Source organism: Rhizobium sp. BK008 (genome assembly GCF_014197345.1).
In the GTDB taxonomy this organism is placed as follows: Bacteria; Pseudomonadota; Alphaproteobacteria; order Rhizobiales; family Rhizobiaceae; genus Rhizobium; species Rhizobium anhuiense.
Map to the genome: position 1 here is coordinate 121582 of NZ_JACIFK010000009.1, position 12781 is coordinate 134362.

Genomic DNA, 12781 nt, shown 5'->3' on the forward strand with positions numbered 1-12781 from the left:
CTCGAAAGACGAGGCGCACAAGCGACACTGGATTTGTGCAATCATGTTCATCCCTCTTTTGTGTTGCCCCCTGGGCGCTTTCAGCCGTAGCGGCTGATTGCGAGATCCCTCGCATCGATTTCCGGCTGGCGGCCGCCGACGAGATCGCCGATGAGCCGCGCCGAACCGGTGCTCATCGTCCAGCCGAGCGTGCCGTGGCCGGTATTGAGGAAGAGGCCGGCGACCTTTGTCGCGCCGATGACCGGCGTGCCATCAGGCGTCATCGGGCGCAGGCCGGACCAGAAGGAAGCCTTGGAAATATCGCCGCCGGGGAAGAGATCGGTGACCGAGTGTTCCAGCGTGCTGCGACGGGCCAGGCCGAGGTCGTTGGTATAGCCTGAGATTTCAGCCATGCCGCCGACGCGAATGCGGTCGCCGAGCCGGGTGATCGCGATCTTGTAGGTCTCGTCCATGACGGTCGATTCCGGCGCGCGCGACGCATCGGTGATGGGGATGGTGAGCGAATAGCCCTTGACGGGATAGACCGGCAGCCGGATGCCGAGCGGCTTGAGCAGCAGCGGCGAATAGCTGCCGAGCGCGACCACCACCGCCTCCGCGCTCATCCGCTCACGATCGGTGATGACCCCGCGCACCCGGCCGGCCTCGACATCCAACGCCTTGATCGTCGTGCCGTAAGCAAAACGGACACCGAGCGCCGCGGCTTTGGCCGCCAGCGCATTGGTGAACTTGAAGCAGTCGCCGGTTTCGTCCTTCGGTGTCAGCAGACCGCCGACGATCTTGTCGCGCACGTGCTTCAGCGCCGGTTCGAAGCGGACACAGCCGTCCCGGTCCAGCACCTCATAGGGAATGCCGTCGGCAGCCAGTGCCTTGACATCCTTTGCCGAAGCCTCGAGCTGTTGCTGCGTGCGGAACAGCTGCAGGGTTCCCTGCATGCGTTCGTCATAGGCGATGCCGGTCTCGGCGCGAAGGTCGGCCAGCGCTATGCGGCTGTAATCGGCAAGGCGCAGCATGCGGCTCTTATTGATCGCATAGCGCTCGGAGGTACAGTTCGACAGCATCCTCGCCATCCAGGCAAGCATGGCCATGTCCAATTTCGGGCGCAGGATGAGCGGCGCGTGCTTCATGAACAGCCACTTCATGGCCTTCATAGGAATGCCGGGCGCCGCCCATGGCGAGCAATAGCCGAAGGAGACTTCGCCGGCATTGGCAAAGCTCGTCTCCAGCGCCGGACCCGACTGCCGGTCGACGACCGTGACGTCATGGCCTGATTTGGCCAGTTGATAAGCGGATGTGACGCCGACGATGCCGGCTCCTAGAACGATGACCTTCATGATGTTCCCAATGATGGAGCCGCCGGCTCTCAGCGATATTGCCTGTGATAACGATCGCCCAGGCCGGTTAGGATTTCGTAAGAAATGGTGCCGGCGTCGCCGGCGATGTCCTCGAGCGTCTGATGGCGGCCAAGCACTTCGACAAGGCTGCCGAAGGTCAGCGCGCCTTCGGGCAGTGCTGTGATGTCGACGGTCGCGCTGTCCATCGACACACGGCCGACGATCGGCAGGCGTACGCCGTTGAAATAGACCGCGCCGCGGTCGCCCAGGCACCGCGGCAGACCATCGGCATAGCCGGCGGCAATGGTGGCGAGACGCGTTTCCCGCTGCGTGACATGCGCGCCGCCATAGCCGACTTTGGCACCCGCCGGCACGATGCGCGTCTGCACGACGGCGACATCGAGGCTGACGACCGGTTCCATCGGGTTCTTCTCGCCGGCGTTCGGAGCGCCGCCATAAAGCGCGATGCCGGGGCGGGCAAGCACGCCGTGATAGGCGTCCCCCAGGAAAACCCCGCCGGAATTGGCGAAGGAGATGTCGAAGCCGGGAAATTCGTCGGCGATGCGGGACATCTCGGCAAATTGATCGCCGTTCTGCTCGCTGTCCATGTCATCGGCCGAAGCCAGATGGCTCATGATGAACAGGATTTCGACATTGGCGCCGTCCCGAAGGGCTGCCGCCAGCACCGCTCGCTCTTCCTGGGGAAAGCCGAGCCGCGACATGCCGGTGTCGAACTGCAGGACGGCGGGCAGGCAGCGATTCAGGATATGTGCAGCCGCCGACCATTGCCGCCACTGCGCCAGCGAATTGAGAACCGGAACGATGCCCATCTCGGCGCAGGCGATCTCGTTTCCGGGCTGCAAGCCGTTCAGCACGAAAATCTGGGCATCGTGCGCAAGGGCCGGCCGGAGCCTCAGGGCCTCGACGAACTGGGCGACGAAGAAATGCCTGCAACCTTCCCTGTAGAGCGCTCTTGAGACCCGCTCGGCGCCGAGGCCATAGGCGTCTGCCTTGACGACGGCGCCCGCGCGGACCGGTGAGAGCATCGACACGAGCTTGCGATAGTTGCGGCCGAGGGCGGCAAGATCGATCGTCAGATAGCCCGTGGCTCCCTGCGCTGGAGTAACGGTGCGTGTGCGGGAAACCAAAATATCGCTATCCATGTCCACCCCTTGTCGATTTCAAGGAGTTTATGAAATAATGAGCGAAATTGCCTATCATTCAGTAGTTGATTATTGTGTGATTTGCTTATTAGCCGCATAATCAACGAATATTTGGAACGATATCTCATGCCCGCTCTTGACGCGATCGATCGCAATATCCTGAGATTGCTGCGCCTCGATGCCCGCATGAGCAATGCCAAGCTCGCCGCGGAGATCGGTCTCTCTCCATCGGCCTGTCTCAGGCGCATCAAAATCATGGAAAAATCAGGCGTGATCCGCGGCTATACGGCGCTGATCGACACTGGCAATGCGGATGAGATGATCGCCGTGATCATCAACATCACCCTGGAACGACAAACAGAGGATTATCTCGACCGCCTCGAAGCGGCGGTTCGCCGGCATCCCGAGATCCGGGAATGTTTTCTGATGACGGGCGGTTCGGACTATCTGTTGCGCGTGGAGGTCGCGAATGCCGGCGAGTTCGAGCGGATTCACAAGGAGATACTGTCGACCTTGCCGGGTGTCCTCAGGATTCATTCCAGCTTCTCGATTCGCAATGTTCTTGCGACACGCACGAGGGGCAGGCGCTGAACCGCGATCCCCACGCTTAGAGCCTTTCCGGGTTAGATTGAAGCATTCTGCCGGAGCAGGTTTTCGTCAGGCTCTAGATCAATTCGAGCGCCGTAGCCTTGGCGACCGCTTCACTCGTCGTGGCGACGGTCAGCTTCCGGCGTGCCGAGGCGAGATAGAGTTGCACCGCGCTCACCGAAATGGACAGACGGGCGCAGATCTGCTTTGCCATCAGGCCGCTGGCCGTCATTTCAAGACATTGCAGTTCGCGGCGCGACAATTGCGGAAAATCCGCCGTTTTTCTCAGGCCCGACAGAACCATGGCCCTGTCGTGGAGATGGTGGGCGAGAAACTGGAGGTCGCGCATGCTGTCCATGCGGAAATGCCGCCAGTAGGCGTCGGGGTGATTGGACGTGACCGTAAACAGCGACCGCTCCCCTTGAGGTCCCCGCACCGGCAGAGTCACGCCCTGCCGGCCGATACCGAAGGCCATGGCCTCCTTGAAGAAGCCATAAGCCCGGCCCGAATCCCATTTTGACGCCGACCATTCCACGGGCAGGAAGCCGCGCCGGCCGAGACGGACGACGGGATCGATGCTGAAGTAGTCCCGGTCAAGATATTGTTTCACCCACTCGGGCGGGTAGGTCAGCATCAGCAACGGATTGCTGGCCGCCGCCCCCGAGGAGCGGATCACATGCAAAACCATGTGCGATATCGCATAGATGTGGCGGACTTCGTCCAGCGTCGTTTCCAGATCCCGCAATGTCGGCGCTGCGGAGATCCGATCCAGACAATAGAAAAAACGAGAACTGCTCAGCATGAGATGGACTCGTGGTTGTGCGTTTCATTGACTACCCGTATCGGTAACATTTCACGGGATCGGGGAACAGCTTATTCTAATACAACCATGGGTGCGGTGAAAAATGGGTTAAGGCTTAGCGAGAGCATATCCCGCTGGTGGGCGAGCCTTACCGCATGCCGCCATCGGCAAAGGTTCTGGGACGATTGGGCGAAGCTCGCTCCAGCAGTCGGGACAGGTTGGCCCGAAGTGCCCGGCAATTGTCCGCCGTCACATCCCATAGGCCGACATACAGCTTGCCGATCTCGGGCAGGGATCGGGCAAGTGGCGTCGGTCTCCAGCCGATCCTGCGATACACTCCGACCATGGCGCCATCATAGACGCCGACGATGCTTTCGATACCGGTGTCGAGCGCAAGGTCGCAAAGCCCTGAGAGCAGCTCCGTGGCGACCGTGCGCGATTGCTCCATGTGCCCGGCAAGCGGGTGAACGCAAAAGCGGGTACATTCCCAAGTCGTTGGGCTATCGACGTCGATAGGCTGATCGAAGAAATGCCGGAACTCGCTTTTGAGCATCGTCGCTCCCGTCGTCGGTAGCAGGCGCAGCGAACCCGTCAGTGTGCCGGAAGGTCGTTGCGTGACGAGATATACGGGATCCTCGGCCTCGTCGTATCGGTCCCTCTCCCATTGGTCCCGGACATCGACCTGCCATCCCAGCCGATCGCGAAAAACGGCGGCGCGAGCCCGAAACATTTCATCGAAAGCACGTCGATCGGTATCGAGCATGTCTTTGGTGAGTATCCGCAACATATCCGTCCCTCCTGATGTTCTGACGTTTCACAACAGGAGGCCGACCGGGAGCAATCTGGATATTTCACCAGGTTGACCGGTGCTTCGCTTTGCCTTCCCCTTTCATAAGAAGTTTCTGATGTTCGTCGATCGAAAGCTCTTGGTAATTGCCAATTTTAACGCAACCAACGGGAGGATTCTGATGACCCACGACATGGCCCGCGGCAAACGTATTCGAGAGGCGATATCCCGGGGCAAGTTCCGGAAAGTTCACGCCCTGGCGGCCGAACTGGACGTGTCTGTCGCCGCCGTCTCACGCTGGCAGAATGGCGGCCATACCTCGCTGGAAAGCGCCTGCGCGCTCGCCGACCTGCTGGATGTCTCCCTCGACTGGCTGCTGCTCGGGCGAGGCACCATGGACTGGCATAGGAACAGCGCGATCTCCGCCACCGAATTGCAAATGGTTCTGGCGTTGCGCAACCGGTCTGCGGCAACACGGTCCAATCTCGCTGGGCTGGTCGAATCCATCCCTCCGGAGCACCCGTAACGCCAAGCGCAATTCTGCGCGAATTTTTGACCTGAGATCAACACGTTTAGGTTGATAAAAAGCAGATCGTCGACGATCTTTCTAGTTAAAGCTTCGGCGGCGACACAACAGGGCGCCCAGCCCGCCCTGCCCTCGCTGCCGCAGAGACCTTGTTTTCACTCTCAATGCAGAAGGGTCGTTGGCGTCGGCTTTTGACGTGAAACCGTAAATACGCAGCCCGAAAATTATCGAAAAACCGCATCGCCACCGGTCCGGAACATTTTTGGATCTGGTCCCGGCAGTCTCACCCGATTTTGGAGTCAGTCAATGACAGTTGCGCTTTGGAGTCAGTCAATGACAGGTGCCAACCCGGCCCATATCGGGGCCAATGCGCCTACGGTCAAACCGCGGCCTGCGTTCGCGCAGACCGATCTGGTCGCATTGTCGCGCTATTTTTCTCTGCTGATGATGCGCAACATCACAAGCGATGGCTATGTCATCGAGGATCCGGCATCGCCGGGCGTCTTTTCGGCCCCGGGCTGCGTCATCGCCGCACCCTCCTATCCCGCGAACACGCCGGGTGTCGACCAGGACTATGTTTTCAATTGGGTCCGCGACGGGGCCATTACGGCCATCGAAATCGCGCTTGCTGGCTTGCTGCCCGTTCCGGGCGGGGTTTTGCCGAGCCTGGTCGACTACGTGAATTTCGCCGCGCTCTGCCAGGCGAATGCGCAGAATTCCGCGACCGTCACACTTGGTCACGCCTGCTTCACCATTACCGGCGAGGTTCGTCCGTGGTCGGAGCAGAATGACGGACCGGCCATTCAGTCGATTGCGATCCTGACCTTGTTCAATCAGCTGGATGGCGCCACGCAGACGATCGCCAAACAATTGGTCGAGACCAACCTCTCTTATCTTCTCGAAGTTTACCAGAACAAGACCACCAATCTCTGGGAGGAATATGAGGGCTATTCCTTTTTCGCAAGGGCCGTACAGCTGCGCTTTTTCCGGGAAATTTTCGCAAACACGATCTCTATTGCCGTGCCTGCCGGGGTGGCCGATGCCATCTCCTGGCTGGAAAGCCAGCTGGCCACCCACTGGAACGGGCAGCTCTATGTGAGCATTCTGGATGCCGCGGAGCAAGCCGGTTACGACGCGAACATCGATATCGTCTCTGCGGTCTGCTATGGCGGGATCGAGCCGACCGATACCAAGCTTCTGGCAACGGCGGCCATCCTGCGGCGCCAGTGGGCCGATCCTTCGTCTTCGAACTATTACCCGATCAATGGCGCCGACGCGGCCAAAGGGCTTGGACCACTCTTCGGGCGCTATCCAGGCGATCATTACGATGGCGATGTGGCGGCCCCGGTGGTCGGCGGGCATCCCTGGGCTCTGTGCACCGCCAACTTCGCCGAGTTTCAATATCGGCTTGCCAATGCCATCGAGGCCAGCGGCGCCATCCCCCTCGATCAGTTCTCCGAACCCTTCTTCGCGGAACTGGGACTTGGCGCATCCAGCAGCGCCGCCGACGCCTCAGCTGCCTTGCGGGCTTCGTCTGACGTCATGCTGCGCGCCATCGTCTACCACAGCGATCACTATGAACTGAGCGAACAGTTCGATGGAACCGTTGGCTACGAGAAAAGCGTCCGGAACCTGACCTGGAGCTACGCCTCCTTTCTCTCGGCGGTCAGAGCCCGCTCCGCCGCCGCCCCCGCCGCCAAGTCCAAACCCCGAAACTCCCGCGGCCCGAGATCATGACGACGTCAGGCTGTCCGGTCTGAAATCTCGATTGAGTGCAGAACCGCATGATCCGCAAAGCCTGATGCGGCTTTCCGGGAATAATGGAGGACCAAAGTGCTTTTTCCCCTTGAATCCGCGATAAAAGCCGATGCCAAGACCGTCGCAGCGTCTGGCGACTACGATATCGTGATTGTCGGCAGTGGCATTTCCGGAGCAATCATTGCCAAGCAGGCTGCCGAAGCGGGCAAGCGTGTCCTTATCCTTGAAGCCGGAACCGGTGCCAACAGCACACTGTCAGGCTATGACAATCTGCTGACGACTTTCTATTCGGCAGCCTCCAAGGACAACCAGTCGCCCTTTCCGCTGAATGCGAACGCGGCCATGCCCCGCAGCCCGCAGCTTCGCAAGCTGCGGGCGGGGGAAACCGATAGCTCGACCTATATCGTTCAATCCGGCCCTTATGTCAGCGATACGACATATACCCGTATTTTCGGCGGAACGACCATGCACTGGGAGGCGAAAACGCCTCGCCTGCTTCGCTCGGACTTCAAGACGCGCACCATTTTCGGCCAAGGGTTGGACTGGCCGCTGAGCTTTGAGGAAGTCGAAGATGATTACCGCCTGGCCGAGCGGGAAATCGGTGTATCGGCAGATGTCGAAGATCAGCAATATCTGGGGCAGACCTTCCCGGACGACTATGTCTTTCCCATGCGCGGCCTGCCGCTTTCCTATCTGGATCAGCAGGTCAACAAGGGCATCGAAGGCACCAGTGTCGAACTTTACGACAAGACCTATCCCCTGAAGGTCAGGCCCTATCCGCAGGGGCGTAACAGCATACCAAACCCGGCCTATGACGGCGGGAAAGGCTACCGTCCCATCGGAGCCGTCGATACGCATCAGGTCGAAGAGGGCGGTCGCTGCCAGGGCAACACCAACTGCGTACCGCTCTGTCCCGTGCAAGCGCGTTACCACTCCGGCAAAACGCTTGCCAAGGCGTTCGCAGTAAACGGGAAAAGCGGCGAGCGGCTTGTCGAACTATTGCCGCAGGCGGTCGCATCGAAGGTCAACATCGATCCGGATAGCGGGAAAGTCCACTCTCTCGAGGTCAAGATTTACAAGGATCCGGCCTCACCTGCTCACGAGACCATCACCGTGAAGGGCAAGGTTTTCGTGCTTGCGGCAGGCGCCATCGAAACGGCGCGTCTCATGCTTGCCTCCGGCCTGCGCAGCACCAGCGGTCTTGTCGGACGCAATCTGATGGACCACGCCTATCTGCTGAACTGGGCGCTGATGCCGGAAATCTGCGGCACGATGCGCGGAACCAGTTCGACGGGCGGTATCGTGGACCTGCGCGACGGCCCTTTCCGGGAAAGGCAAGCCGCCTTCGCCATCGATATCCATAACGACGGCTGGGGCTGGGCCACGGGTGCGCCGACTTCCGACCTTCTCAAACTGGTGGATGATCGCAACCTCTACGGGGCGGATCTTCGGCGCGGCATGATCGACCAGGTTTCGCGGCAGTTGCTGCTGGCATTCATGATCGAGGTCATGCCCGTCGAAAGCAACCGCATCGCGGTGGATCCGCAATATACCGATGCTCTGGGCAATATGCGGCCCATCCTGTCCTTCACGGTTCCGGAATATACCATGAAGGGTGCCGCCTATGGCCGCCAGTTTGCGCGCACCGTCTTCACGCGTCTGGGCGCGCAGGATCATACCCAATACGACCCCAGCGATTTCGGCTATGTGGCCTATGAGGGGCAAGGCTATGCGATCCGCGGCGGCAATCATCTGGCCGGGACCCATATCATGGGAACGACGAAGACCAATTCCGTCGTGGACAAGAACCAGCGCAGCTGGGACCACGAAAACCTCTATCTCGTGGGCGGCGGCAGCATGCCGACGATCGGCACGGCCAATGTCACCTTGACGCTGGCCGCCATGTGCTTCCGAAGCGGCCGCGACATTCTGAAGTCTCTGCATTGAACGAAGACCGGCATCCGCTGTGCGGAACGAACAGATGGCCTCGCAAGCGACACGAAGCCGGCCTGTGAACCCAACTTATCTTTCATGGAGCTTGAGATGTATTCCGCCAGTATTAAGACGCTCGATGAGCTGAAAGAATTTCTCTACCGGGCGATGCAGCTCGAACATGCGACGATTCCGCCTTATCTGACGGCGCTTTACTCGATCAAGCCCGGCGTCAATCAGGATGCGACCCAGGTTCTGCGCGTGATCGTCGTGGAAGAAATGCTGCATCTGACCATCGCGGCCAATATTCTCAACGCCATCGGCGGCACGCCGGATCTTGTCAGGCCGGACTTCGTAGCCCGCTATCCCGCCGCCCTGCCGGACGGCGAGACGGATTTCAAGGTCGGCATCCAGGCTTTCGGCCGTGAGGCGCTGGCGACTTTCCTGAAAATCGAGCGGCCGGCCCAGCGTCCTGAACATCTCGTCGGCAAGGGCCTGATATATCGCAAAACTCCTCCTGATATCACCGCGCTTGCCAGCCATCCGAGCCATGAGGACCTACATTTCTTCAGTATTGGCGAGTTCTACTCAGCCATCGCGGACGGCATCAAATACCTGGAAGCCGAAGCGCATGGGGCGGGCACAACCATATTTACCGGCGACAGATCGCGCCAGATCACCTCGGAATATTATTACTCCGGCGGCGGCGAGCTGTTTCCGGTGACCGATCTGAAAAGCGCGTTGGAAGCCATCGATCTCATCATCGAACAGGGCGAGGGCGACGGTGGCGGTATCTACGACGATGACGACCACGAACTGGCCCATTACTATCGTTTCGAGGAACTGGTCAAAGGCCGCTACTACCAGAAGGGCGACCAGCCCGGCCACCCCACAGGTCCTGAGTTGCAGGTCGATTGGGAAGGCGCGTATCCCATAAAAAAGAACCTAAAAGTGGGGGACATACTCGAAGGCTCGGAACTGCGTGGGGCGGCGATCGCCTTCAACACGCGCTACGGCGAATTTCTCCAGCTTTTGACGCGTGCCTATAACGGCCAGCCGACCCTGCTGCTGGAAGCCGTTCCGATGATGTTCGAATTCCGCAACATGATCCTCGAACTCATCCGCAATCCCCTGCCGCAACATCCCGGTAAGAACGGCAGCCCCACCTATGAGATCCCCGGCGCCATCAAACAGCCAGCCACCACCCGGCAGGCGGAGGTAAACGCATGAGCAACCGTTTCGAGGCATTTCTGGGTCTTTCCGGCGAATTGACGGCCTTCTCCCACTTTGATCTCCTGGGAACAGGCCTGGCGGACCGCTATCTCGTCACGCTCGACAAGGTGGTCGGCGGCGAGATCGTCGACGCGCTGCTGGCCGCCTTCGCCGCCCTGCCACCCCCGGAAGGTGAGGTCCGCATCCAGGCGGTGCGCACGACCATTCTGGGCAATGAATTGCTCGGAGACGTGGCCCGTGCGCTGATCAAGCTCTGGTATTCCGGCACCTGGTTCGAGCTGTCCTCCGCCTGGACGGAGCGCTTTGGCCCCAGGCCTGCGAATATCACCTTCGTCGTTTCTCCCGATGCCTATGTCGAGGGTCTGCTCTGGAAGGCGATCGGAGCCCACCCTGCAGGCGCCAAGGGGCCGGGTTTCGGCTCCTGGGCCTTTCCGCCGAAAATTCCGGCTTTTTCCGGCTCTCGATTCCAAAACCTGACCTGACGCCACTTCCGTTTGTCTTCAAGAACTGGATCATTGCCATGACGACACATCTGCATCGACTGACACCTGCTAAAGTCTGGCTCGGTGTCATCCCCACGCTCTGGTGGAATGACGATTTCATCAATATCGACATCGGCATCCCCTACGAGCAGGCTCTGAGTGAAATGGCGCTCGCCGGCTATGTCGGATGCGGCGTCGGCCACAAATATCCGACGGACCCGAAAATATTGCGGCCTGTCCTCGAACTCAGGGGATTGCGGATTTCCGAGCCCTGGGTGAGCACCTACTTCACCATCAATGCGATGAAGCGTCATACGCTTGATAATGTCGATGCTCAGCTCGACTTCCTCGAAGCCATGGAAGGAGGCAGCGACGATCCGCGCAGGGCCGACCTGGTCGTTTCCGAGTTTGGCGGAGCGGTCAATCCGCTTCCTGTCGCCCTGTTTCCGAATTGCCCCGATTTCTCCGATGACCAGTGGAAACGGCTGATCGAAGGCCTGCATGAGGCCGGAGAGAAAGCCAGAGCGCGTAACCGCCGGCTCTGCTATCACCCGCATCTAGGGACCGGGGTGATGAATACGGAAGCAATCCACCGGCTCATGGACGAGACGGATCCTCGCCTGGTCAACATGCTTCTCGATACTGCGCACCAGGCGGCTGCCGGTGTCGATCCGCTGGCGCTGGCCAGAAAATATGCCCACCGCATCAAGCATGTTCATCTGAAGGACATTCGCGCCGAGGTGGTTACGAAGATTCACAAAGAAGGATTGTCCTTCCAGCAAGGGATCGAGGCGGGGATCTTCACCGTCCCGGGTGACGGCTCCATAGGGACCTTTCCAGAAATCCTCGATGCGTTGGCCGAGGCGGATTTCGCCGGTTGGATCTGCGTCGAGGCAGAGCAGGACCCAGCCAAGGCCAATCCGCTGCAATACGCGAAAATGGGCCGCGAATATCTGCGCAAGCTGCTCGGATGGTAGCCCGGCGCGGACCGCTTGTTTCAGCCCGATGGCGATGTGAAGGAGGCGGGCAGGGATCTCGCTTCGTGACGGTGTCGGGCGGGACATCATCCTGAACCACGCATGACTGGATAGCGACAGCTGGAGCGATGAAGATGGAAGAGGCACGCAGACGAGAGATATATTTCAGCTTCTTTATGTTTACAGCCGATTTGAGGCCGAACGACGCCGGCTATACCCAGGTTCTTGTCCGACATCTGAAAGCGCTGACCGAGATCGGCTACACCGGCTTCGATGTGCATATCGCCCCAGGACCTGCCAACGTCGGTCATCACGCTGAGGTCGAAAGCTATATCAGCCTCAAGAGGGCGTTCGATCGGGCCGGTTTCCGGGATGTGAAGTTCACAACCAATGTGGGGACCACGCGAACCTTCGATCCGACCTCGCCCTATGAGGACCAGCGCAGGCAGGCGCTGTCCTATCTCAAATCCCGCGTCGACATCACCTCGGTGCTGGGCGGGGAGAATACGATCATGTCGGGGCCGTTCCTGTACCCCTATGGCATCTTTCCACTGACGGATGACGGCGAAGGGATCTGGAGCGACGTGCTTCAGGATTGGATGAAGCCACGATACGCGGCGGCCGCCTCCATCTTCCGGGAATTGGCGCAATATTCTGCGGAGAAGCGGGTGAAGCTCGCCATCGAACCGGTCAAGAATTGGGAAACGCCCGGGCCGACCATGGTCTCGGAAGCGCTGGACTTTCTCGAAAGCGCCGACATTCCGGTCGGGGGCGTCACGATCGATACAGCCCAGGTCGTCATGGAAAGCCAGGGACCGGCCATCTTCAGGAAAAATGTCGCCCGTGCCGTACAGCAGAGTCGGCTGAATTACGTTCACATCTCGGCGCCGGACCGGGGCGCTGTCAGAGATAGCTGGATTCCCTGGGAGATCATGCTGGACGAAATCGAGCCGGTCTATTCCGGCCCCTATCTCGTTGAAGTCTTCAACGCGATTCCACCCTTCGAGAGTTCGATGCGAATGACGCGCAGACGCTTCTGGCGGCCCGGTGAGGACGCGCCGGAGGCAGACGTCGACAGCGCCTACGACGTTGCGCGCGCGGCCCTGAAGACATTGGAGGAGAAACTCGCGTCCCGCGGCCGTTGATCTCATCCGTGATGGCGCTCGGGCGCAGATGTTGTGCCCGAGTGAACTTCAAATCTC

At 59.9% G+C, this 12781-nt stretch carries 12 protein-coding genes; 8 read left to right on the top strand and 4 right to left on the bottom strand.

What is annotated here, in order from left to right:
• Window positions 1–80: 80 nt before the first annotated feature.
• Together FHT69_RS28350 and alr are read right to left on the bottom strand one after the other, a co-directional pair.
• Window positions 81–1331 carry a D-amino acid dehydrogenase gene (locus FHT69_RS28350; RefSeq protein ID WP_097543368.1) on the bottom strand — a complete coding sequence of 417 codons (1251 nt, stop codon included), beginning with the start codon at window positions 1329–1331 and terminating at the stop codon, window positions 81–83.
• 29 nt (window positions 1332–1360) lie between these two features.
• Entirely contained in the window at window positions 1361–2494 is a 1134-nt protein-coding gene (alr, locus tag FHT69_RS28355) for an alanine racemase (RefSeq protein ID WP_183906274.1), read from the bottom strand.
• 126 nt (window positions 2495–2620) lie between these two features.
• Between alr and FHT69_RS28360 the strand changes: the two genes are divergently transcribed.
• Window positions 2621–3085: an Lrp/AsnC family transcriptional regulator gene (locus tag FHT69_RS28360; protein WP_047616828.1), complete on the top strand. Its 465-nt coding sequence runs from the start codon at window positions 2621–2623 to the stop codon at window positions 3083–3085.
• A 73-nt stretch (window positions 3086–3158) separates the two neighbouring features.
• On the opposite strand, the gene FHT69_RS28365 is transcribed toward FHT69_RS28360, so the two are convergent.
• A complete protein-coding gene (locus tag FHT69_RS28365; RefSeq protein WP_047616826.1) occupies window positions 3159–3884 on the bottom strand; it encodes a helix-turn-helix transcriptional regulator in 726 nt (241 codons plus the stop codon).
• Window positions 3885–4032: 148 nt separating this feature from the next.
• Window positions 4033–4671: an acyl-homoserine-lactone synthase gene (locus tag FHT69_RS28370; RefSeq protein WP_132574875.1), complete on the bottom strand. Its 639-nt coding sequence runs from the start codon at window positions 4669–4671 to the stop codon at window positions 4033–4035.
• A 181-nt stretch (window positions 4672–4852) separates the two neighbouring features.
• Here FHT69_RS28370 and FHT69_RS28375 point away from each other — a divergent pair, with 181 nt between their 5' ends.
• The 7 genes from FHT69_RS28375 to FHT69_RS28405 all read left to right on the top strand — a co-directional run bounded on the left by FHT69_RS28375 (window position 4853) and on the right by FHT69_RS28405 (window position 12724).
• Window positions 4853–5197: a helix-turn-helix domain-containing protein gene (locus FHT69_RS28375; protein WP_018245423.1), complete on the top strand. Its 345-nt coding sequence runs from the start codon at window positions 4853–4855 to the stop codon at window positions 5195–5197.
• Window positions 5198–5503: 306 nt separating this feature from the next.
• Window positions 5504–6934 carry a glycoside hydrolase family 15 protein gene (locus FHT69_RS28380; protein ID WP_183906275.1) on the top strand — a complete coding sequence of 477 codons (1431 nt, stop codon included), beginning with the start codon at window positions 5504–5506 and terminating at the stop codon, window positions 6932–6934.
• Window positions 6935–7030: 96 nt separating this feature from the next.
• Window positions 7031–8902 carry a GMC oxidoreductase gene (locus FHT69_RS28385; RefSeq protein ID WP_028757368.1) on the top strand — a complete coding sequence of 624 codons (1872 nt, stop codon included), beginning with the start codon at window positions 7031–7033 and terminating at the stop codon, window positions 8900–8902.
• 96 nt (window positions 8903–8998) lie between these two features.
• A complete protein-coding gene (locus FHT69_RS28390; protein WP_028757367.1) occupies window positions 8999–10117 on the top strand; it encodes a ferritin-like domain-containing protein in 1119 nt (372 codons plus the stop codon).
• A complete protein-coding gene (locus tag FHT69_RS28395) occupies window positions 10114–10602 on the top strand; it encodes a hypothetical protein (protein WP_028757366.1) in 489 nt (162 codons plus the stop codon). Before FHT69_RS28390 ends, FHT69_RS28395 begins: the two co-directional genes overlap by 4 nt.
• 38 nt (window positions 10603–10640) lie before the next feature.
• Window positions 10641–11579, top strand: coding sequence for a myo-inosose-2 dehydratase (iolE, locus tag FHT69_RS28400; RefSeq protein WP_063474096.1), 939 nt, complete (start codon window positions 10641–10643; stop codon window positions 11577–11579).
• A 128-nt stretch (window positions 11580–11707) separates the two neighbouring features.
• Window positions 11708–12724: a sugar phosphate isomerase/epimerase family protein gene (locus FHT69_RS28405; protein ID WP_183906276.1), complete on the top strand. Its 1017-nt coding sequence runs from the start codon at window positions 11708–11710 to the stop codon at window positions 12722–12724.
• Window positions 12725–12781: the final 57 nt, after the last annotated feature.